The organism is Timaviella obliquedivisa GSE-PSE-MK23-08B (assembly GCA_019358855.1).
Taxonomy (GTDB): Bacteria; Cyanobacteriota; Cyanobacteriia; order Elainellales; family Elainellaceae; genus Timaviella; species Timaviella obliquedivisa.
Genome location: JAHHII010000004.1, coordinates 40,029 through 62,846, shown reverse-complemented (window position 1 = coordinate 62,846; position 22,818 = coordinate 40,029). Strand labels below are relative to the sequence as shown.

The 22,818-nt window shown below is 46.9% G+C and carries 20 protein-coding genes; 9 read left to right on the top strand and 11 right to left on the bottom strand.

Features of this window, described 5'->3' with window-relative positions; all coding sequences use genetic code 11:
• Positions 1-147: 147 nt before the first annotated feature.
• A complete protein-coding gene (glyS, locus tag KME11_08570) occupies positions 148-2,289 on the bottom strand; it encodes a glycine--tRNA ligase subunit beta (protein MBW4515264.1) in 2,142 nt (713 codons plus the stop codon).
• Positions 2,290-3,159: 870 nt separating this feature from the next.
• Here glyS and KME11_08565 point away from each other — a divergent pair.
• Positions 3,160-3,738 carry a Uma2 family endonuclease gene (locus tag KME11_08565; protein MBW4515263.1) on the top strand — a complete coding sequence of 193 codons (579 nt, stop codon included), beginning with the start codon at positions 3,160-3,162 and terminating at the stop codon, positions 3,736-3,738.
• Positions 3,739-4,337: 599 nt separating this feature from the next.
• Here the strand turns inward: KME11_08565 and KME11_08560 are convergent.
• Both KME11_08560 and KME11_08555 read right to left on the bottom strand, forming a co-directional pair.
• The gene (locus KME11_08560; GenBank protein ID MBW4515262.1) at positions 4,338-4,805 is read right to left on the bottom strand and encodes a hypothetical protein; all 468 of its coding nucleotides are present in this window, start codon (positions 4,803-4,805) and stop codon (positions 4,338-4,340) included.
• A 434-nt stretch (positions 4,806-5,239) separates the two neighbouring features.
• Complete coding sequence (locus KME11_08555; GenBank protein MBW4515261.1) at positions 5,240-6,031, bottom strand: HNH endonuclease; 792 nt, start codon at positions 6,029-6,031, stop codon at positions 5,240-5,242.
• Between the two features lie 299 nt (positions 6,032-6,330).
• On the opposite strand from KME11_08555, the gene KME11_08550 reads away from it, so the two are divergent.
• Positions 6,331-6,585 carry a DUF4258 domain-containing protein gene (locus tag KME11_08550; GenBank protein MBW4515260.1) on the top strand — a complete coding sequence of 85 codons (255 nt, stop codon included), beginning with the start codon at positions 6,331-6,333 and terminating at the stop codon, positions 6,583-6,585.
• Positions 6,582-6,782, top strand: coding sequence for a DUF2283 domain-containing protein (locus KME11_08545; GenBank protein ID MBW4515259.1), 201 nt, complete (start codon positions 6,582-6,584; stop codon positions 6,780-6,782). Before KME11_08550 ends, KME11_08545 begins: the two co-directional genes overlap by 4 nt.
• Positions 6,783-6,915: 133 nt before the next feature.
• Here the strand turns inward: KME11_08545 and ilvB are convergent, their stop codons facing one another.
• Positions 6,916-8,805, bottom strand: coding sequence for a biosynthetic-type acetolactate synthase large subunit (gene ilvB / locus KME11_08540; GenBank protein MBW4515258.1), 1,890 nt, complete (start codon positions 8,803-8,805; stop codon positions 6,916-6,918).
• 316 nt (positions 8,806-9,121) lie between these two features.
• Here ilvB and KME11_08535 point away from each other — a divergent pair, with 316 nt between their 5' ends.
• Both KME11_08535 and KME11_08530 read left to right on the top strand, forming a co-directional pair.
• Positions 9,122-10,105 (top strand): pentapeptide repeat-containing protein, encoded by a 984-nt coding sequence (locus tag KME11_08535; GenBank protein MBW4515257.1) that lies wholly within the window; start codon positions 9,122-9,124, stop codon positions 10,103-10,105.
• A 308-nt stretch (positions 10,106-10,413) separates the two neighbouring features.
• Positions 10,414-10,917, top strand: coding sequence for a hypothetical protein (locus tag KME11_08530; GenBank protein MBW4515256.1), 504 nt, complete (start codon positions 10,414-10,416; stop codon positions 10,915-10,917).
• A 105-nt stretch (positions 10,918-11,022) separates the two neighbouring features.
• Here KME11_08530 and KME11_08525 read toward each other — a convergent pair whose 3' ends face one another.
• Entirely contained in the window at positions 11,023-13,296 is a 2,274-nt protein-coding gene (locus KME11_08525) for a ComEC/Rec2 family competence protein (GenBank protein ID MBW4515255.1), read from the bottom strand.
• Between the two features lie 194 nt (positions 13,297-13,490).
• Positions 13,491-14,174, bottom strand: a complete 684-nt coding sequence (locus KME11_08520) for a type 1 glutamine amidotransferase domain-containing protein (GenBank protein MBW4515254.1) — start codon at positions 14,172-14,174, stop codon at positions 13,491-13,493.
• Between the two features lie 127 nt (positions 14,175-14,301).
• On the opposite strand from KME11_08520, the gene KME11_08515 reads away from it, so the two are divergent.
• The 3 genes from KME11_08515 to KME11_08505 all read left to right on the top strand — a co-directional run bounded on the left by KME11_08515 (position 14,302) and on the right by KME11_08505 (position 16,022).
• Complete coding sequence (locus tag KME11_08515; GenBank protein MBW4515253.1) at positions 14,302-15,189, top strand: LysR family transcriptional regulator; 888 nt, start codon at positions 14,302-14,304, stop codon at positions 15,187-15,189.
• Positions 15,190-15,483: 294 nt separating this feature from the next.
• Positions 15,484-15,753 (top strand): DUF4160 domain-containing protein, encoded by a 270-nt coding sequence (locus KME11_08510; protein ID MBW4515252.1) that lies wholly within the window; start codon positions 15,484-15,486, stop codon positions 15,751-15,753.
• Between the two features lie 14 nt (positions 15,754-15,767).
• On the top strand, positions 15,768-16,022 hold the full coding sequence (locus tag KME11_08505; GenBank protein MBW4515251.1) for a DUF2442 domain-containing protein: 255 nt from the start codon (positions 15,768-15,770) through the stop codon (positions 16,020-16,022).
• A gap of 98 nt (positions 16,023-16,120) precedes the next feature.
• Here KME11_08505 and KME11_08500 read toward each other — a convergent pair whose 3' ends face one another.
• Entirely contained in the window at positions 16,121-17,608 is a 1,488-nt protein-coding gene (locus KME11_08500) for a YdiU family protein (GenBank protein MBW4515250.1), read from the bottom strand.
• A gap of 351 nt (positions 17,609-17,959) precedes the next feature.
• Between KME11_08500 and KME11_08495 the strand changes: the two genes are divergently transcribed.
• Positions 17,960-18,730 (top strand): MBL fold metallo-hydrolase, encoded by a 771-nt coding sequence (locus tag KME11_08495; protein MBW4515249.1) that lies wholly within the window; start codon positions 17,960-17,962, stop codon positions 18,728-18,730.
• 21 nt (positions 18,731-18,751) lie between these two features.
• Here KME11_08495 and KME11_08490 read toward each other — a convergent pair whose 3' ends face one another.
• The 4 genes from KME11_08490 to bioD are packed head-to-tail and all read right to left on the bottom strand — an operon-like array spanning position 18,752 to position 22,782.
• Positions 18,752-19,795 carry a pre-peptidase C-terminal domain-containing protein gene (locus KME11_08490; protein ID MBW4515248.1) on the bottom strand — a complete coding sequence of 348 codons (1,044 nt, stop codon included), beginning with the start codon at positions 19,793-19,795 and terminating at the stop codon, positions 18,752-18,754.
• Between the two features lie 30 nt (positions 19,796-19,825).
• A complete protein-coding gene (gene bioB / locus KME11_08485) occupies positions 19,826-20,797 on the bottom strand; it encodes a biotin synthase BioB (protein MBW4515247.1) in 972 nt (323 codons plus the stop codon).
• 52 nt (positions 20,798-20,849) lie between these two features.
• Positions 20,850-22,127 carry an adenosylmethionine--8-amino-7-oxononanoate transaminase gene (bioA, locus tag KME11_08480; GenBank protein ID MBW4515246.1) on the bottom strand — a complete coding sequence of 426 codons (1,278 nt, stop codon included), beginning with the start codon at positions 22,125-22,127 and terminating at the stop codon, positions 20,850-20,852.
• A gap of 37 nt (positions 22,128-22,164) precedes the next feature.
• Positions 22,165-22,782, bottom strand: coding sequence for a dethiobiotin synthase (gene bioD, locus KME11_08475; GenBank protein ID MBW4515245.1), 618 nt, complete (start codon positions 22,780-22,782; stop codon positions 22,165-22,167).
• Between the last annotated feature and the right edge of the window lie 36 nt (positions 22,783-22,818).

Below are 22,818 nucleotides of genomic sequence, written 5' to 3'. Positions count from 1 at the left end.
GCTAACGGCGATCGCTAGGCAATCCGATTCAAGTTTGGAAACACTGATAAGGCTTTCACTTCTTCTCATTGATCGTTATTGAGGTTCTGTTGAAATAGGCTGGAGGCTTGGCATCGCCAAGCCCTTTTTCTATGGCTTCACGATTTTCTATGGTTTCACGATCGCCCCAAAGTCTGCCAGCACCCGCGCATGGTTCCGCAGTAATCCCAACAAATTCAACCGATTTTGTCTCACTTCTAAGTCTGCATCCATCACCATCACACTCTGTGCCCCGTCAAAGAAATTGCTGACTGTCGGTGCAACCTGCGCCAATGCCTCAACAAGCTGTTGATAGTTGCGCTGCGATCGCGCTCCCTCAGTTTGCGGAACGAGATCGATCAGCGCCTCATAGAGTGCTTGCTCAGAAGGCTGCTTAAATAAGTCAGGACGAATCACAGCGGTAGGATCAAGCTGAGTTGTCTCTAAATCTCCTTGTACTGCCAAGCGGGATGCCCGGTTCACAGTTTCATAAATGCGATCGATGATTTGGTTTTTTCGGATAGATTGCAAAAACAAGGCACGATCGCGTACATCTAGCAAGTCTTGTAGCGTTCGCTGAGCGTACTCTGCATCATTCTCCCCTAGCACCGCATTGACCAAGTCATAATCAACTCCTTGTTCTTGCAACAGCGTTCGTACCCGTTGCAAGAAGAATTCCTGAAGCTGTTCCTGTAAGGATGCCGTTGTTTTCTTTTGAACAGCCTGTTGAGCAGTGTCACAAACCTGCTGGAGCAGTTGAGACAAGTTTAATGATAAATTTGCTGCCCACATGACATTCACCATCCCATTTGCCGCCCGTCGTAGCGCAAAGGGATCAGACGAACCTGTGGGCAACATTCCTAAACTAAAGATGCCGACCAGCGTATCCAGTCGATCTGCCAACCCTACGACTTGACCTGCTAACGTTTGGGGCAGGCGATCGCCCGCACCACGAGGCAAATAATGTTCAAAGATTGCGGTAGCGACAGCAGGCGGCTCATGAATCGCATATTTTTGTCCCATAACGCCTTGAAGCTCAGGAAACTCACCTACCATTTGAGTCACCAGATCAGCTTTACAGAGAAGAGCCGATCGCTCAATAATGCTTTTCTCTGCCGCAGTCACTTGAAGCTGATCGGCAATTACGCAAGAAATAGTGAGGATGCGATCGACCTTATCTCGTACTGATCCTAAATCTTCTTGAAAAGTTACCTTGTCCAGCCGAGGCAGATAGCTTTCAAGAGGCTGCTTGCGATCGAGATCAAAAAAGTATTTTCCATCTGATAGTCGCGCCCGAATTACCCGTTCATTACCTGTTGAAATGACATCTGCTTTAGCCGGGTCACCATTAGAGATCGTAATAAAGTAGGGCAGTAGCTCTGAAGAACCTTCAGCCTTCAGCACTGGGAAATACCGCTGATGGCTTTCCATCTCCGTAATAATGACCTCAGTCGGCAGATCCAAAAACTCCGGGTCAAATTGCCCGATGACTGCACTCGGAAACTCTACCAAATCCCGAACTTCCTCAAGCAGACTAGGAGAAATAGCAGCGTATCCCCCCACGGTCTGAGCCGTAGCCTGTACCTGCTCTGCAATGGTTGCTTCCCGCAAAGCCGGGTCAACTTCAACCGAGGCAGCTTTGAGACAGGCAACATATTCAGCCGCATGGGGAATTAAAAGAGGCGATGGATGAAGAACTCGGTGCCCATAGGAAAGGCGATCGCTTGTAAAACTTTCTGATCCATTGACCAATGTAATGGGTAACACGAGGTCATCAAGCAACGTCACCAGCCACCGAATGGGGCGTGGAAACCGCAAATCGCCATCACCCCAACGCATAAACCGCTTACCTTCCAGCCCAAAAATCCATTGTGGAATCAGTTCTATCAAAATTTCGGCGGTCGGGCGACCTGAAACCTTTTGGTTAACAAAAACAAACTCGCCCTTGTCGGTACTCCGAATCTCAAAGGCGCTGACATCAACATTGCGCGATCGGGCAAAGCCTTCTGCTGCTTTCGTTGGCTTACCTTCTTTGAATGCCGCTTGCGCTGAAGGACCCTTAACTTCTTCTTCTCGATCGGGCTGTTGCGCAGGCAAACCTTTGATTACCACTGCTAGTCGTCGGGGTGTAGCGTATAGCTCTATGGATTCTGACACCAAAAACAAATCGCTGAGACTGGCAGGAATGCGCGATCGCCATTGCTCCAAAGCCGAACCTACAAAACTTGCAGGCAATTCCTCTGTTCCAACTTCCAACAAGAACGTCACCATACCGCACCAGCGCCAAATCAACCCCAACAGTTTACCGCGCCTACGCGAAACGCATGAAGTCTCGGCATTCTATCTACCCTTTTTTTGCACAACTTATTTTCACTCCTAACTCAGTTTAAATGCCAAGCTGCATCTAGAACATCTATTTACCTCTCCGCCAGAATCAGGGATCATGAGTAAAGCAGCACCAAATACTGATGATCGATTTCCTTATACCTAGCAGGACGCAAACTCAGTTTAGAGGACAGCTTGGCATTGGTTCCGGGAACCATCACTCTTCGTCAAAAATCAGGAATTCCTTTCTTTTCTCTGAATGAGTGGCTTTTAAACCATAGCAATGCAGTGAACTTCAGGGTATTCCCCGAGTGGGTAATATCGTATCTTTTTTAAGTTTTACCTAAGAAAAAAGCGTAATAAAGACGTGTAGATTAACGTTCATTGAAGTATCTTTCTCGGGTAGTCCTAAACAGGTAAGGATGCGTTGTAGTGGTGAACAAAGTACCAAATGGCGCCAATATGACTCTCTCAACGCAGTAGAGGCGACGACACTGAAAGCAGAGTGCCCGTTCCATAGCAAAACGGAAACCTGCTCACTCCTACAAGTCACAGACCGAACCTTAAGCCGTTACAGGGCAGACCACTAGTTATTTGGGCATTCATTTTGTTCAGCCCGTCCAGAAAATCCTCTACAACAAAGAACTAATTGAGGATTGGATGGTGAATCGGCATGATTGGGCTACCTACATGAGGGCGATCGAGGCTTACCAGGCGACCTTACCCAGCAACCAGAAATGCAAGAGAGCAAGCTAGGTAACCTTGGGGTTATGCTACATCTCAAGTAGGATCGAAATACCCTCTTGAGGTGTAGCCATGACCCAGACGTTGCAGCAACCCACCACGCCCGAACTCGTCCCCGTAAAAATCACCCTTGAGCAATATCACCGCATGGTTGACGTGGGGATTTGGGACGATTGCCATGTCGAACTATTGAACGGAGTCGTTGTCGAAATGTCCCCAGAAGGAATGCCCCATGCTCACGGTTCTACCGACATGGGCGAATATTTGACGAGGCTACTAGGCGATCGGGCACAGGTGCGTCCGGCAAAACCAATTACACTCCCTAGTGGCTCAGAGCCAGAGCCAGACATTGCAGTTGTGCAGCGACTAGGAAAGGAATACAGAACTCATCACCCTTACCCAGAAAACGTTTTTTGGGTCATAGAGTATTCCAATAGCAGCCTAGACAAGGATTTGGGAATCAAGGCTGACATCTATGCAGTAGCGGGTATTTCTGAGTACTGGGTGAACAACCTCAAGAAAAATATCCTTATCGTGTTTCGTGATCCTGTGGATGGGAAATATCAATCTCGACAGGAATTCACGACAGGGATTATTAACCCTCTTGCCTTTCCCGATGTGGCGATCGAGGTAGCAAGGGTTCTGGTATAGACTGCTGTCTCAAAGTAGGGGAGCTTTTGAAGGCAATGCAATTTGTGAGTGCTACAGGATAAGTAAAGCCATGGCATGTAATGGTTTGCAGATCGGCAAGGGCAATAGATGAAGTCATGTCATGAGTAAAGGTTAAGCTGGTACGATTTGATGAGTAAATGATGTCGATTTCTTTGGCAATGAAACAGTAGGGCTGAGCTAAGAGGCGATCGCTATCCATCAAATTTTTCATGATGCTGCAACTGGGATAACCTTCCCTCAAACTATGGGTTTTGGAACTAGGATATTTACTATCTATTAAAATTCGGGCGATGGACAGCGGTGCAAACGCTTCTCAAGAAGGCGATATAACTTGTCAACCTCTTGCCTCTTGGACCAGCGTATTTAGAAAATAATGCGTTCCTAAATCGCGCGAAAGCCGTTCCTAAATTGTGCAAAAGTATTATTGTGGGGGCGATCGTCTCTTCAAAGTGAAAACTCAGGTCTTGAGATATAGATAATGGCACCTTGCTCAATGAACAGGGTGCCATTATTAATTGCTTTATGAGAAAATCAAATGCAGAGTGAGTGTCCAAGGAAAAACATTTGAGAATAACAGTTTAGATGCTCAAAGCGCCCTTCAGCTTCGTTAGAACTGCTGCCTCAGTATCACTCACTTTAGGATTACCTCTGCCAAACAAACCGCTGCCTGCTGCATTGGCAACATGTTCGGCTGCCGAATAAATAAACTGCTTGTACTCACTGATTTCTTCAGGTGTTGCTTTGGTTTCTAAAGTGGTAAGGGCATCGGTAATTGCAGCGATCGCTTGTTCCGCTGCATTATCAGGTGTCAAGTCTTTAGGAGGTTCACCAGGAGAGAAAGTTTTAATGGCTTCATCAGAAAACACACCTTGAACGATGGTGTTGTTAGGATACTTTTTAGCCACACCCGCAACCTCTTTGGCTAAAGCAGTGGCTTCAATGGCAGTAGACACAATACCCATATCGGCTATGGCGACTGCAATACCGCTCAATGTAACGGCTTTAATGACCTTTTTTGCTTCTTCTGGCGTGTAGGTAGACGTCATTCCAGCTTGCCTCAACACAAAAGTTCAAGGGCATCATAGCATTAGAAATAGTTTTAGTGGCTACCAAGTAATAACGGATGCAAAGTCGAAACGATGAAAAGAAGTATTTTTATTTCGTCCACTCGCACTGAGCATAATGTTTTTCCATTACCGTTTTATCAGGTCTGTTGGTTTCGCTTTCAGGAAGGGTTATTTCTTTTTTAGAAAAAGCCCGACACTGCGTTTGCATTAATTTAACGTGAGTTCGGAATAAGAAATCGCTGAAAGCCTTGATTTTGCGTTGCTTAGCTCCACATACCCTCTAAAAGCATTATCAACAAACTCAATAATTGAGGGTATTCTCAATAGCAAGGCTTATTGCAAATAGAATGTTACCCAACAAACGATCTAATGCTAGATTTTGCAAGCTTTCCAGCTTCTGGCTTAACCCGAACTCACGTTAATTTAGGTGCAATTAAAACTTTCATAGTCTGCGGATCTATGGTGATTAGGTTGAGATCAAATAAAGTATGAAGATCTGCTCTCAGCAATAATCCGTTAGAAGTGGTGTTTGTTTCGAGTCCGCAATAAGGAATAATATGTGCTGCCTCTAAGGCTTGTTCCACATCATTGCCCAAAATAGCACATTTCCCTTTATAAACTCTAAGAAGTTGCTGACGAAATTGGCTTTGCCCTTGACGACGAACTATAGAGATTAACACTCGCTCTCTTGCGTCTTTTAAAGTCTCAGTGTTAAAGAAATCTCCTTGCTCCATTTCTTGCCGAATGTTACTTAACTGGGTTATTTCTGAGGTTTGATACTGCAAAACTAACTCTTCTACTTCTTTGCGACAATTTAGAGTAATTTCTTTCTGACCGTCAGCAAACCAAACGTTTGATCGTCCTAAACCGCCACCGCCCTTTACCATTCTTGGAACTCGAATAGTTCTTTCCTCTATGGGTAAGCAGACACAATTTTCTGCCTTTGCTGTCACACAATAACCAAAGGAGGATGTGGAATCTTTAAAGGTTCTATTAGAGCCGTTGGGAGATGGCTGGTGCTTCCGATAAACGGTCGAGCTTTTGTACCAACCTATAACTCGCGTACCACTTTTGTCTGGATGACTTGCTAGCCAAACAGATAATACATCGTTTACAACATCATGCTTTGGCGCATCTAGGTTATCAATGTTAATTGTCCGCTCAAAGTAGTCACCCTTTCCAGAAGGTTGAACGTAACCATACATATAATCGCTAAAAGGTAGAAAGTTAAAGATTTCATAGCCATACCCATTTTCATCAGGAAACTTGCCCCTCCATCAAGAGGATTCAGTAGAAGTGATTCCTTGATAGTGTTCCATCCAACCGATATTGAAAAAAATCATTTTCATTATATTAAGTCCGTTAGCATATCCACAATTTTATATAGACAGATTCAAAGATTCAGAAACTCTTAGCAGCACTTGAGAAACATCCATAATGCAGGACGATCGCTATACTTAGATTTCATCCGTCATCCTCACGGTAAACAAGTCGATCGTGAGCCATGTCTGTATTCCCTGAATTTGAACTCTCTGTACATGCCCGTCACCAAATGCAAGAGCGCAATATTCTAGAATTATGGATAGAAGAAGCACTCACTGACCCTGAAAGACTTTTACCCTTTGCTGATCCTCATGGTAATACTCACTACCTTAAACGTATCCAAAACTTTGGTAATCGATGGTTACGGGTTGTTGTGAATCCTTACCTAACCCCAAAACGGGTAGTAACAATCTTCTTTGATCGGAGAGTGAAATGAAACTGATTGTCCACAAAGAAAACGATGCATTGTATCTAAGACTCGATGATTCTGCGATCGTCGAGTCTGAAGAAGTTAGTGATGGAATCATATTGGATTACAACGCTGAGGGTAAAGTGGTTGGGTTTGAAGTCTTATACATTAGCCAAAGAAGCCCTAACTCATGGCAGCAAATTTTGTTGGAAACCACTGCCTAATGTAGAGTGCTTCCGTTCTAAACCTGAGACTTATTATTATGCACAGCCTTATTACTTCGTAGAGCGCATCAACAGTTAAAGCCCTTCCCTGCGCAGACAAAGAAGAGCTTTAAGATGGATTTATCTCAGTGCTTTAGAGTTTTGTTCCACACTCTGGGCAAAACTTATTGCCTGGCTGATTCTCAGCGCCACAGTTGCCACAATTCGTTAGAGCTTTGGGATTTTCCGGCTCTAGCAGCTTGGGTAACCCTACCATTTGGGCATTACTCTTACCCGGAACGACCATAGGATAACAATTTTCGTCGCGCTTCACTTGGACATCCATCAGCACAGGGCCCTCATGAGCTAGCATTTCAGCGATCGCCCCTGCCAACTCTTCCCGCGTTTTCACCAGCATCCCCTTAATGCCATACGCCTGTGCCAGCATCACAAAGTCAGGCATTGACGGCTCCATGTTCGACGAAGAGTAGCGCTCTCCATAAAACGCTTCCTGCCACTGGCGCACCATGCCCTGCCAACCATTGTTGATAATCATAGTTTTGACGTTAATGCCGTACTGCGCCAACGTACCCAACTCTTGAAGGTTCATCTGAAAACTAGCATCACCGCTAATACAAATCACTTGTTCATCAGGAAGCGCAACCTTTGCACCCATTGCCGCAGGCATCCCAAAGCCCATTGTCCCTAAACCTGCACTCGAAATCCAGCGACGAGGGCCATTCTTGAGGAACTGTGCCGACCACATTTGGTGCTGCCCTACGTCTGTCGTGTAGCAAGCGTGGGGAGCCTGCCGACCAATTTCAACGATGACTTCCTGGGGAGACAACACGCCTGGATAGCTAGGTGCCACCAGAGGATAATCGACTTTCCAGCGAGCGATTCTTTGCAGCCAATCCTGAGTTTGAGTGGAACTAGCGGCGCTGTCGCTTTTAGCATCATGCTGCAATAAATCCGTCAGCACTCGTCGGACATCGCCCACAATAGGCACATCAGGTATGCGGTTTTTGCCAACCTCTGCGGGATCAATGTCGATGTGAATGACTTTTGCACGAGCGGCAAATTCATCCAGTTTTCCAGTTACCCGATCATCAAATCGTGCGCCGACTGCAATCAGTAAGTCGCATTCAGTAACGGCAAAGTTAGCGTATGCTGTGCCGTGCATTCCCAACATGCCCACGGCAAGAGGATGGTGTTCATCAAACGCGCCAATGCCCATGAGGGTCGTGGTAACCGGAATGTTGTAGCGCTCCGCTAGCTCTTTGATTTCGGCGTGGGCACCAGCGGCGATCGCTCCACCCCCGGCGTATAACAAAGGTCGGCGCGCCTGTCGAATCAACTTTAAAGCCTGCACGACTTGCCGGGGATTGCCCTTTACAGTAGGGCGATACCCAGGTAACTTCGCTGTTCCCGGTTCAACTGGCACATAATCAAATTTTTCTAGTCCTACATCTTTAGGAACATCAATCAAAACTGGCCCTGGTCGTCCCGTAGCAGCAATGTGAAACGCTTCTGCCACGATCCGCGCCATATCTTTTGGGTCACGCACCACATAAGAATGCTTGACGATGGGCAACGTAATACCATAGATATCCGTCTCTTGAAACGCATCGCTGCCGATCGAAGCCCGCCCAACCTGCCCCGTAATAATCACCATGGGGATCGAGTCCATCTGAGCGGTGGCAATACCTGTCACCAGGTTAGTTGCTCCTGGTCCCGAAGTCCCAAAGCACACTCCTACCTGCCCTGTCGCCCGCGCATAACCATCGGCTGCATGGGCTGCTCCTTGCTCATGCCTGACTAAAATATGCTTCACAAAGCCCGCCGACTCTGCCCGATATAGCTCATCATATATTGGCAGAATGGCACCACCAGGGTAGCCAAAAATATGCTTAACACCATGTCGTCTCAAGCTATCAATCAGTGCGTATGCACCTGTTGCCTGAGTTACCGTCTGAATTTGAGATGGTAACCCAGGTTGGGTCAGCACGGCACTGGGGGAGGGCAAAGGGAAGACTTTAGTCATAATATTTCTTGGGTTTCTTCTGTATGCGTTGCTGTACAAAAGTTTGATGAATATATCAGTCTAGTTCTGAAATGACACTTCTGTCGAGGAGATTTAGACAGATTTGTAATGACATGAGAATCAGCCTTGGTTGGCGTTAGGCGGGCGTTTGCAGCAATGAAGCTATGCTCATTATAGGAATTTCCTAGTAATTCTTTAGCATCTCAGCAGATCAGGGGTTCGAGTAGCCTTGTAGCATGGAGAGAGATCGTTAGTAAAAATGAATCTTGAGTTCTTTTTTAGCTGTTAGTAAACAACTGTGGGCTATTTTTTGTAGATGAGTGATTTAGAACGCTACTACAAAGTCTTGGGTTTAGAGCTTGGTGCCTCGTTGGACGAGGTTAACCAGGCATATCGGGACTTGGCTTTTATTTGGCATCCCGATCGCCTTCCCAAGGACAATCCTCGGCTTCAAGAAAAAGCTCACGAGAAGCTGCAAGAACTGAACCAAGCGCGGGATCATTTGCGATCGCATATTGCCAATCGTAAAGCGGCCAGCGCTGCTTCTCCCAGGACACAGCCTCAAACTACTCAGCCTAAGGCTCAGCCCCAATCGTCTGCGCAGTCACCTCAGTCACCACCGTCACCTCAGTCACCACCGTCATCATCTGGAAAGCATACGGTTCCGCCTCGCTACCACTATTATCAATCGCCCCCTCGACCTGCCTATGGCGATGCGTCTCAGAAAGGCTCCTCTAAAAATGGACCTTCGCAAAATGGCGGTTCTGCCCAAGCTCACAAAAACCAAAGCAGTCATAATTCTACAAACGGTTCATCTGCTCACAGTTCATCTGCCCAAAGTAGTGCGCGCCCCAGCCAGCCTCCCCAAAGCGCCCCGCGCGATCAAGCATCCTGGAACTCGTCTCCATCGCCCCAAGCTACACCGCGCCCTCAGCCTCCTGACCTCAGCGGTGCCAATTTAGTAGGCGCCGACCTCAAAGAGAAAGACTTGTCGAGCCGTAACCTTAGCCATGCCAATCTCCACAATGCTAATCTCAGCGATGCTTTTTTGCATCGTATCAATCTGACAGGGGCAAATTTGACTGGGGCTAACTTATTTAGGGCAAATTTACTCGAAGCCAACCTTAGCCACGCAAATTTGCAAGGTGCCAACTTAATCGGAGCCGACTTAAGCGGAGCCGACTTACGCGGAGCCGATCTGCGCGGCGCAAGGGTAGGAGTGTCGGACAAGCTAATGGTGAAGCTGACAGGCGCAAATTTGGCGGGGCTAATTATGCCAGATGGCTCAATTCACGCCTAGCTCAATAAAATTATGCCTATGGACGATCGGAAAACACGGAGAAAGTTTGTATCTTTTTTCATGCTTTCATTTTTAAGTGAACTTGTAATTTTTCTGTGCAGGAGTTGAGCTACTTTAGCTAGTTCTTTGAATGTCTTGTATATCAGGAGTTTTCTGTGTATTATTACTTACTGAGTGCTTAAAGACACTCAAAAAACCCTGCTAAAATCCCTTAGTGTCTAAGTGATCCGTGTAGTGTCGGAAACACTTTTGTATGCTAGATTGGCTGTAGCTTCATAGAAACATTATCAACTCCTTGCAAAAAGTTTATGAACCCCATTAACTTTTTAAGCTGTCAGGGGTGGAAGGAGGCAGTTTTGACGATAGATCCAGTAACGGTATCCACTCAAGCAGACGATCGCCGAGATTTCTCAGCCAGTATTCTTCCAACTCTGTGCGAAGGAATGTTTATCAGTCAGCCTGTTCCACAGTTGTTTAGAGCCATTCCGCCCGAACGAATTGGGTTGAATGGTGAGTATGATCATGATGGGCTTGCGAAACGAGTTGCCCTAGAATTTAGCAAAACTTTTGAACCTGATGAGTTAGAGAATTTGAAGATTGCTCAACGTGGCACAGTAGTGGTGCTGCTTGGCAATATCCTTAGTCAGCAGTTTCTCATTAAATTAGTGGCTGCGGTCATGAATGTCAGCGGAGCGGTAGATGTAGAGATTAATGGAATTTGTGTTGCCGAGCCTTTGCGCTTTTATCTTAAGGTGAAGCCCTCGAAAGAGGCAATGCTAAAGCTATTGAGCCTGGTCAATCATAAGCAGTAGTCTGTAGGTGATAGGTTGTAGTTAATAGGTTAATGTCTTAACGACAGGCAAGATCATGAGGGAGTTTCAACTTTAAGCTAGTTCGACCTCAATTTAGTTGTAGATTTAGAGTCTTGCTTCTATCGTCGCTTTAAATCCATTCTGAGGTGTCCATTGAACTGCACCATCTTGACCCGTTTGGTAGAGAGTAATAGCTGGATGGGCTTTGAACCAGGTTTGTGTTTCAACCGGAAGGGAGTGGGTAGAAGCGATCGCCACTTTGGGTTGCACCTGCTCTAATAGTTCTGCACGTAAAGCCTCTCCCGACCACCACAACACGTCAGCACGAGGCAAGCGGTTAATGACACGCTCATTGTTAGACCCATGATTAAGCAACAGCCAGGTTTGCTGATATGCCTGAATTTGTAGAATTGCCGGGTTATTGCTGATCAATTGAGCCGTGATTGCGCCTGATTGAATTTTCTGCTGGCTCGATAATTGTAAGGCGATACCTTGACGCGCTTCAATTTGTTTTTGTAAGGCTCGGTAAGCCGTTGTGAATTCTGCGATCGCTTTAGGTTTTGCTGTAGGAACAGGGTAAAACATGCGAATTGGAATACCTTCGACCATTTGCTTCCAACAATTAGTGTCAGATGCTTGTAAACGGGGGGCGATCGCCCAATCAACGCTATTGATCCCCTGTTGCTTTAGAAACGGTAGCACCGTAAAGCGTAAATCCGACTCACTGCCCACATTAATCAACCCCACTTTGCCCTGATCTCGCAGCACCATAACAGGCTCTTTAGACGTAGATAAGATTGTGACCTGAGACAAGTGAGTTGTCAGATACGCCACGGGTACCGCAACGATTCCCAGCCCAATGATTCCAGCAAGCCATGCCTGTTTTCTACACTGAGGCTGCCACCAAACCAGCAAATATATTCCATACAGTAATAGAACCTGCACTGGGCTGATTGTGCCAACAGCAAACGCATTCCCTGGAAGGCGATCGCCCAGTTCGGCAATTTTAAGAAACGCTACTGCTGGAAAATGCACGAGCCACGCTGAAACACTTCCTGCAACCGGATGAATGAGGGCTAACAAAGCGCTAATCATGCCGCCTACACTGATGAGCGTGATCAACAAGCTGCTGAAAATGTTGATCAAGATACAGTAGGGCGAAACCACACCGAAAACAGAAAGTTGTAAAGGAAGCGTCCAGAGATAAGCGGCGATCGGGACGGCAATTAAAGGTGTAATTCGGGTGGGCACCCAGTCTAACCACTGCGTTAACTTCGGCACAGTCACCACTAATCCCAAAGTTGCCAAAAAACTTAACTGAAAGCCTAGACTCCAAATCCAGATCGGGTTCCACAGCAACAATAATGTTGCCACCATCAGTAACAGCGATAACGGCTTAACCTGACGCTCTAGCGTAACGGCTAAAAAAACCACGGCTCCCATTAGCGCCGCTCGCATTACCGAAGGCTCAATTCCTGTTAATCCCACATACATCGCCAAAATTCCTAACCCAATTCCTAGCCGCAGCCAACGATTGAGTCCTTGAGTTAACGCCAACACAATGCCTGCTAGTAGAGACACCTGTGTTCCTGATGCTGCCAACGCATGAGCCAAGCCCACCCGAGCAAATTGATCTTGAATCTCGTAGGCAATATCAACGCCTCCACGCCCCATCACCATGGCGCTAATCAAATGCCCCACATCTGCATTAATCAAAAAAGCTTGCGACTGAATAATGCGCTGTTGAATTGTCCATAGAAAGGGCGCAGAATCTCCCCGCTCTGGAAAGCTAATTTCTTTACCGTTCAATCCAGCAAAAATTCCCTGTTGCGCTAAGTATTGCTGAAAGTTGAACCCACCCGGATTGCTGGCTGTGTTGGGTTTGTAGAGCGAGCCTTGAATGCGAACCGTTCGCCCAGGATAAAGTTGAGAATCTTGCGATCGCGGCACTGTTACATACACCTTTCCACTCACCTGCGAGAGCTTTATTCCCTCACCAACCTGACCTGTCGCCAAATCCGTATCTAACTCAAACTGCACTCGCTGGCTCCGAGTGACTCGGGGCGAAGAGGCAATCTTTCCTTCAACCGTAAACACTTGTGCCTCTTCTGTCGAATTGACCAGGCGGCTAATGTCATTTTGACCAGGCTGCGGCAATTGTCCATGAAAGTATAAAACTGCTAAACATCCACATAGTCCTGCCAGCAGCCAAGTGCGTGGCTTTATGCCTATTCTGTGCAGATATGTTGAGGCAATCGCGCCTAGCAACAGCATGATCACTGCGCCCACAGGTAACCCCAAAACCTTCCAGGGCAGCCCTGTGAGTAACAACCCCATGACATAGGCAAGACAACAAACAGTGACATTAACCGCAACCATAGAAAATCAATGCGAAGGAATTCTCAATAGCATTCCCGTACTCATCACTTTGCAGTCAGCCGATCGTTTAATCAGCGTATTACTCTGGAATATGGAGGGGCGATCGCTAGTGACAGTAAGGCTAGAACGGTTGGAATGGGGCAGCTTCGAGAATAAGGTATCTCTTGATCTATACGGAAGCGGAAGTCCAAAGGTTAGAAGATTTTTTGCTTCAACAGCGCAACGATCTGTTCACCCACACCTGCTGCGGATGCCGGATTTTGTCCTGTTACTAAGCGATCGCTTACTACAGTTTTTGCCTGAAAATTCGGCGCTTTTTCTACCGTTGCTCCGCGATCTATCAGCATTGTCTCTAGCAGAAACGGTACTACTGTGGTCAATCCAACTGCTGCCTCTTCCTCATTAGTAAAGCCAGAAACGGTCTTTCCATCCACTAAATATTCCTGGTTTGAGAGTTGAATATTGACCAATCCAGCAGGGCCATGACAGACAGCGCCTACGATGCCGCCCTGCTCATAGATGGTGGCAGCAATCCGAGCAAGATCACCATTCCCAGGAAAATCCCACATGGTGCCATGTCCACCTGCGTAGAAAATTGCGGCATACTCCGATGGATTAATTTGAGTAGGATGCAGGGTATTTTCGACCTGCGCCATTTTTTCAGGATTGTCGAGGAATGCTGCATTAATTGGATCAGTGCGATCGCTGCCAGTCATAGGTGCTTTTCCACCTTTAGGGCTGACGTATTCAACCGTTAAGCCTGCGCGATCGAAAACCTCAACCGGATGGCTAACTTCTGATAGGTAAAATCCGGTTTCTTTGCCTGTGTCGCCCAGTGTATTGTGGCTGGTCAGAACAATTAGAACTTTCTGAGACATGATAAAAACTCCAGTAGAAGACAGTTTTTGCAAATCGCTTGACGTTTCTTTGCTCAATAACTTCATGCTAAAAGCAATCTATCTAAAATACAAATAATGAACACTGCACTTTTCTATAAATATATTTATGGTTAATTTGGAATGGTATCGTAGCTTTGTGGATGTGTATCGGGTGGGAACCGTGTCGGGCGCTGCGAAAGCCTTGCATCTGACACAACCTGCTGTAAGCCAGCATATTGCCGCGCTGGAATCGACCCTAGGAATGGTGCTATTTCAACGGATGCCCCGACGGATGCTGCCTACTGAAGCAGGAAAGCGTTTGTATACTCGCGTGGTGGCGGCGATCGAAGCCTTAGAATCGATTCCGACTAAAGCAACTTTCGCCGATGCGCCTTTGATGATTCGGTTAGGTACGCCGACGGAATTTTTTAGTGAATATGTTTTAGAACGTTTGCCGAAGTTGGAAAATACTTTATTAGTAACGCAGTTTGGACTGGTGCAAGATCTGATTGAGCAACTGTTAGCCAAGCAGATTGATTGTGCGATCGCCACTCAAAAAATTGCCAAACCAGAGTTAGAATATCAGCTTATTTTTGAAGAGCACTTTTGGCTAATCGGACCTCCTACCGCAGTAGTTCCCCAGTCACTAGATCCAACGCAGATGGATTTGACGGCTCTTGAACAATGGCTCAGATCCAAAGCTTGGATCGCCTACAGCGAAGATTTACCCATTATTCGGCGGTTTTGGCGCGTCGTTTTTGGTAGGCGATTGGATGTTAATCCTCAGTTTATCATTCCAGATTTGCGCAGTATTCGAGAAGCGATCGCCCAAGGACTTGGCTACAGTATTCTACCCGACTATCTCTGCACAGAGTGGATTAGCGATCGCCAATTAACGTTGGTTTTGCAGCCCACTAAAGCCGTCACAAACTCAATCTGGTTAGCTTACCGCAAGTCAGAACGGCAGTCACAACAGATAACGCTACTGTTAGATTGGCTGAATGTGAGCCGTTGAAGCAGAGGACGATCGCTATGGCGACATGATCGATCGCTTAATCCGGCTCAAAAGATCTTGAAACGGTTGCCAGTTATCTTCCTGGGCGATCGCCTCCCACACTGCTTCAATCTCCGGTCTAACTTAGCACCGTTGTGGGATTATGTTGCGCTAGCTGCTGAGCGATCGCCTCTCTAACCATCCCTTTACCCAAGCCATTCTTCAGGAATTGAGGACACTGTAAAATCATGGAGTAGCGATCGCCAGCCTTCTGTTTGATAGAGTATGATTCAGAAGCTTTCTAGCTCTTTCCTCATGCCAGTTATTTCTATGTTTTATGGCATAGTCGTTTTGATGTACTACTTTGACAACCAAAAGCATCACACGCCTCATATCCATGTTAAATATCAAGAAGACGAAGCAGTATTGGCGATTCCAGAAGGCAATCTTCTAGAGGGGAAAATCCGTAGCTCAAAACTCAAGTTAGTTCAAGCATGGATTGAAATTCATCAAGACGAACTTATAGCAAACTGGCAATTAGCAGTTGAAGGACAACAAGTGTTTAGAGTAGATCCATTGCGCTAGGAGGAAACAAACCTATGTCTCCAAAAGTTATACAGGTTGAACCATTATCAGATTTCACACTACGGCTATTCTTCGATAATGGTGAGGTAAAATGCTTCGATGTTAGTCCCTATTTAGAAAAAGGGATCTTTGTAGAGCTGAAGAATATTCAATACTTTAAACAGGTCAAACCCTTCTTTGGCGGTGTGCAATGGCTCCACGAACAAGACTTTAGCGCTCACACCTTGTACCTAGAAAGCCAGACTAATACAGACCAAGAAGTGGCATAACTTTCCAGAAAAATATGCCAAATTCAAGGACATTACAGCGAACCTATGAACGCAGAATCTAACCACAACCAGAGAACTTCGATCGCATCAGGTCTTCACTACTCCACAACCGATCGCTTAATCCGGCTCAAAAGATCTTGAAACGGTTGCCAATTGTCTTCCTGGGCGATCGCCTCCCACACCGCTTCAATCTCCGGTCTAATCAACACCGTTGTAGGATTATGCTGGGCTAGTCGGTGAGCAATCGCCTCCATTTCATTGGGTGGCAGACTATTTAAGACTTGGTAATAAAGCGATCGCCATTGCTCAAAAGAACTAGTGTCTCCACTTAAAGTCCCAGTAATTTGCTCAAAAATCTTTCCCTCATCCTCTCGCCAACTTGCTGAAAACTGCTCCCTTAAACTCATAAAAAAGTCGTGATACCCTGCCTTGCTTTCCCCCAAAAGCTGCAACGTTCGCTTCAACAACCCATCCGCGATCGCCTCAGACACCGCATCAAAGCCAATCTCAAGCCCTAGCTTACTTAACATGCGCTGCCGATAAACCGTTTGAAAATGCGAATAAAACCCTGCCAAAGCCGACTCCATTTCCATCGGGTCAATAACCGCTTTCAGGGGAACTTGCAACATTTGCAAATTCCAAACGCATACTCCGGGCTGGTTGCCATAGCAGTACCGTCCGTAATAGTCGAAATAGGCAGCAGTGAATTGTGGATCGTATTGGTTAATAAAAGCGTAGGGGCCATAGTCAAAGCTTTCGCCCGTAATGGACATATTGTCGGTATTCAAAACGGCATGACAAAACCCAACCGACATCCACTGGGCAGCCAGTTCTGCAACGCGCATGACTAGCTCGGCATAGAAGCGAACGTAGGAATCATCCTTGTTCAACAGATGCGGATAGTAATACTTAATGACGTGATCTAACAGCGTTTTAATCAGATCTTTTCGCCCCAAATAATGCAGTCGCTCAAAGGTGCCAAAGCGAATGTGCGATCGCGAAAACCTTACCATGACTGAAGAGCGAGTTGGCGAAGGTTCATCTCCCCGCCAAAGTCCTTCCCCTGTCTCCACTAGACTAAGACACCGAGAAGTTCTCACCCCCAAGCGGTACAGCATTTCAGCCGCCAGCACTTCCCGCACTCCTCCTTTCAACGTTAGCCGCCCATCGCCACCCCGTGAGTAGGGCGTTCTGCCCGAACCTTTGGTGCCAAAGTCGTACAATTCGCCATCTGTGCCCCGCACTTGCCCATACAGAAATCCTCGTCCGTCGCCTAGTTGAGGGTTATAATCCCCAAACTGATAGCCGTGGTAGCGGAGGGCAAGGCAGGGCTGCGATCCGGCAAAAGCGCCAAAGGCTTCGGTAAAATGATCATCAGTAACCTTCTGTGGGTCTAGCCCCAGGATAGGAAAAATGTCATCGTTGCGAAACCGCAGGGTATGCTGGGGAAAAGCTTCGGCAGTGACGCGATCGCCATAATCTTCGCCCAAGCTCTCTAAAGCTGGCTCGTACGAAAGTGAAAAGAACGGGTTCAATACAGTCGGTTGATTCACGAGATATGTAGATGAAGCATTCTTCTTTAGCATAAATGTTGAGCATTGCTAATTGTGCCTAACCCCAGACCTATTTCTAATACAGATTGCGAATGTTTTAGAAATGGGTGTAAAAAAGGGAGAGCGTTTGCAAACTCTCCCAACCATCAGGGTGCATCTACAGGACACATTATGGCACCAATAGGGTGAGGGGTGTAACCCCCCTATTCATAAAACTATGAAAAATATTAGTCAAAAAGGTGAATTATTAAGTGGGTTTTGTGAGTATTTGCCTACGAGTCGCTTTTCCTTTCCTTGCGTAAATAGTTTATCGATCGCCCTTTCTGCAATTTTGGGACTTTATAAATTGTTACAATATGTTCAAATACGCTTTAGGAAAATGCAATGTATCTGACCTGGCTAGACAGCAATTCTTGGCTCATTGAAATGGGTGGAAAACGGATCTTGTTAGACCCCTGGCTGGTTGGTTCTCTCAGCTTCGGCAACCTAACCTGGCTATTTGAGGGTAAAAAAAACATCGCTCGCCCCATCCCCCAAGACATTGATCTAATCCTACTGTCTCAAGGATTACCCGATCACGCGCACCCGCCAACATTGGAGAAACTCGATCGCGCTATTCCTGTTGTGGGTTCACCCGGCGGAGCAAAAGTAGTTGAGAAAATGGGCTATACGCAGGTTACGGCGATCGCTCACGGCGAGACATTTACTCTGGCAGATCAGGTACAAATCCGGGCATTCCCTGGATCGCCGGTAGGGCCGACGCTAGTGGAAAATGGCTATCTACTGACGGATTTGGCGCAGAATACTAAGCTTTACTATGAGCCTCATGGTTATCATTCTCCTACGCTTAAAGATGTGGCTCCAGTTGATATAGTGATTACGCCCATTATTGATCTCAAGCTGCCACTGCTAGGCTCTGTGATTAAGGGGAGCGCTAGTGCGGTTGAGGCGGCAGAATGGCTAAGACCTCAAGTAATGTTGCCGACAGCGGCGGGCGGTGATATTTCGTTTGAGGGGCTGTTGATGTCGGTGTTAAAAGCTGAGGGTGGAGCAGATGAATTGCGATCGCTCTTGGCGCAAAAGCAACTCTCTACCCAAGTCCTCGAACCTGAAGCTTGGCAACGGTTCGAGGTGAAACTCAGCGTATCAGTCTAAGTATCTGTAGAACCGTCTATATTAAGTCGCTCCATAGATTTGATTGACAGTTCCAGTAACCATTCGATCGAATTTTCCCATGCCAGTGGTGGGATTGATGATAATTTGCAGACGGTTGGAGGTATAGCCGTACAGAGTGCCCTTGGCGATCGCTAATCCCCAAACGCTGTCAAACCCAACGCTACCAATCACTGTAGCATCACCACCTAGCCCGATGGAGTACAGAGAATCTTTGGTTGGGAACGGAGCATTTGAGGTGGCTAAAAATCGACCGGAGGCATCATCGTAAAGCAAATCGCCACTACTGTTGAAGCCTGGAATGTTGGCAACGAGTGAAGCTGTCCCAGTAGCAGTATTAATGAAATAGAACCCTGATCCACCCGCTGCATAAAGGTTGTTAGAGGGTGTAAACGCCAGAGAATTCATGTTTATGAAGGTGCCCAGACTGCCAACACGGGATGACCCACCTGTCGCTGGATCAATTTGGTAGAGCGAATTAGATGAAACCCCAAACAGCCCACCGTTCGGAGCGGAGGCAATGTCGTTGTACGAGGTGCTGATATTTGCTAAGGGCGAAAAGATACCAGTGGTAGGGTCAATGGAACCGATTTCTGATCCACTGGTTGAGAGCAATTGGGGAATGGGAACACGCGGAATGGGGACAATAGGCGGTGGCTCAAGGCTACCTCCTACCGGATTAGGATCAGATAAGGGAGAGTCAACTGCTGAGGCAATAGGCGATGCGCTTAATTGAAGACGATATTTGCTGTCGTTACGACCGCGATAAACCCGGATATGGTAAGTTCCGGCGGATAAAGTGGTGGCGATCGCCTCAGGTTTCTTCCCAGATCTGGCAGATTTTAGAAGCGTCTGACCCGCTTGAATTAGCTCAACATTAACGTTGTTTTTCAACTGAGACAGGTTCAGAGTAAAGCTACTGCTGCGATTGAGCGTGAAGGTATAGAAATCGTTTTTATCCTTGCGCCCGACAGAATCACGAAATACGTTCAACCCACTGAGCGCAGCAACATTACGCGCTTTCGCCAAGCTATTATCTTGTGCCATAGGAAGGAATTGCTGGACTCGATTAGGTAACTATTTAGAGTACCCAGAAGCTAGAGTCCGCTCTTCTAACGCTCCAATTTTTTCTAAAAGCTGGCGATCGCTATCTTGATCTGGATTTTCTGTGGTTAATAGCTTATCGCCGTAAAAAATTGAGTTTGCCCCTGCCAAAAAACAAAGAACTTGTGCCTCATCCGATAACCGCGATCGCCCTGCACTCAACCTTACTCGCGCTTTGGGCATGAGGATACGGGCAGTGGCGCACATTCGCACCAAGTCAAACGGATCAACGGGCGGCTGATCGGCTAGGGGCGTTCCGGCAACGGCAACGAGGGCATTAATCGGAACGCTTTCAGGATGGGGTTGCAGGGTAGCGAGAACTTGCAGCATTTGAGCGCGATCGCCCCAGGTTTCACCCAAGCCAATAATGCCGCCACAGCAGACCTGAACGCCTGATTGCCGCACATGGTCGAGGGTTTGGAGACGATCGCCATAGGTGCGTGTGGTAATAATATTGTCGTAGTTTTCGGGGCTGGTATCTAAATTATGGTTGTATGCCGTCAAGCCTGCTGCTGCCAACCGTTGCGCCTGAGATTCATTCAGCATTCCCGCCGTGACGCACGCCTCCAGACCCAGCTTCTTGACACCTTGCACCATCTCTAGCATTTGGTCGAACGCTTCGCCGTCCCGAATTTCGCGCCATGCCCAGCCCATGCAAAAGCGGCTGGCTCCTAAATCCTTGGCTTTTTGCGCAGACGCTAAAACTTCCGCTACGGGCAGAGTCGGCTGCTTTTGGACAGTGGTTTCGTAGTGGGCAGACTGGGGACAATAGGCGCAGTTTTCAGCACACCCACCAGTTTTGACACTCAGCAATGTAGCAAGCTGAATTTGGCGATCGCTATATTGCCGATGCAAAGTTTGGGCGCGATAAACCAAGTCTAAAAGCGGTTGGTGCAGAAGGTCTTGGATTTCTGCGGTAGTCCAGTCGTGACGAATATCAGCCATGGGGAATCGTTTGAGGAGATTGTGCGGAGAGGTCGGTACACATCATACCGTTTCACACCGTTTCTAAAATGGCGGTAATACCCTGGTAAGCAAGCGCCAATTCATCGGCGGTAATGCAGTAGGGCGGGAGTAAGTATAGGACATTTCCAAGCGGTCGCAGCAGGAGTTTATGGGCGATCGCCTGTTGCCGAATATGCAGCGAAATTGGGTTTAAATATCCCGGTTGCTCAGAAATAATATCGATCGCGGCAATAGTTCCCATCACTCGCAAACGCTCTAGCTTAGGATGATCTAGCAAGGGCTGGAGGTGTGTCCAGTGCAGTTGTTCCATTTGGCGAAAAGCTGTTTCATTTTCGATCAGTAATTCCATCGAAGCGAGTGCCACTGCACAGCCTAAAGGATTCGCCGTATAGCTATGCCCGTGATACAAAGCTTTTAAGGGATCATCGCTGTAGAATGCATCATAAATTTTCTCAGAACAAACTGTCACTGATAGCGGTAATGTGCCGCCTGTTAAACCCTTAGACAAACAGATGATATCAGGTGTAACATTGGCTTTCCGACAAGCAAACCAATCTCCTGTTCGCCCAAACCCCACCATCACTTCATCAAATATTAATAGAGTGTTAAATTCATCTGCAATTTTTCTAAGGTTTTGAATAAACTCAGGTCTACACATCCGCATTCCGCCCGCACCTTGCACCAGCGGTTCAACAATTATTCCTGCATATTGTTCTGGAGAGTGATTTATCTTTCCTCGAAGTTGCTCTAAAATACGTTCTTCTTTTTCTTCAATTAGCGTGTCTCCAAAGTAGGTATCAGGAAAGGGCAGATACTCAACATCAAATAGCAGCGATCGATATACATCCGAAAACAGCGATCGCCCTCCCACCGACATCGCACCTATGGTATCACCGTGATAGGAGCCTTCAAACGCAAGAAAAGTCTGCCGTTTTTGATTATGGTTAACCCAATATTGATACGCCATTTTTAGCGCAACTTCCACCGCCGTAGAGCCGTTATCACTAAAAAAAACTCGGCTAAAACCTGGAGGTAATTTAGCGATTAAAGCCTCTGCTAATTGCTCTGCTGGATCGTGGGTAAATCCTGCAAAAATAACGTGTTCTAACTGTTGCGCTTGTTTGTAAATCGCTTCGGCAATTTTAGGGTGAGCATGACCGTGCAAATTAACCCACCAGCTTGAAATACAATCCATGATTTTAGAGCCATCTTCTAGCTCTAGCCAAATGCCTTGTGCCGACTTAATTTTAATAGGAGCAAGTTCGGTTTTAGCTTGAGCGAAGGGATACCAAATGTTGGGATGAGACATAGAGAAACGAATAGTAGAGAGTATGCTCTGTGCATTTTTAAAACAATTGCTGGAATGCTACTTTGAGGGTGGCGGGGGTGATGGTAACAAGTGGCTCTAGTTCAGCAAGTATGGGAACTTTACCATAATGGGCGATCGCCTCTCGATTACTTTGATTCTTTTGCCCATTAATAATGACACCTAGAATTGGAATTTTAGCGTGCTGGAGGGTAGCGATCGACATCAACGTGTGGTTAATTGTGCCGAGCGTACTGCGGGTGACGAGACACACAGGTAGGTTGAGCGATCGAATTAAATCAATCATTAAATCTTGATCATTCAGGGGCACCATTAATCCGCCAGCGCCTTCGACGATTAAGCCGGGTTTGTCGGTTGCGGGGAGTTGAAAATCGCTGAGGGCAATCTTAACGCTATCAATTTTTGCGGCAGCGTGGGGCGAGAGCGATTGGGTAAGGCGGTAGCGCTCTGGTATAAAGTAGGAGGCATCTAAGCCTGTGGCAGAGCGGATAAATTCGGTGTCGGTGATGGGGGTTAAACCGGATTGGACGGGCTTCCAGTAGGCATAGCGTAAACCTAAAGTGAGCAGAGCAGAGACGACGGTTTTACCGATGTTAGTGTCGGTTCCGGTGATGAAAAATTGGGGAGGGAAGAGCATAGGAGAGAGATAGAATTTTACAAGGGGCGATCGCCT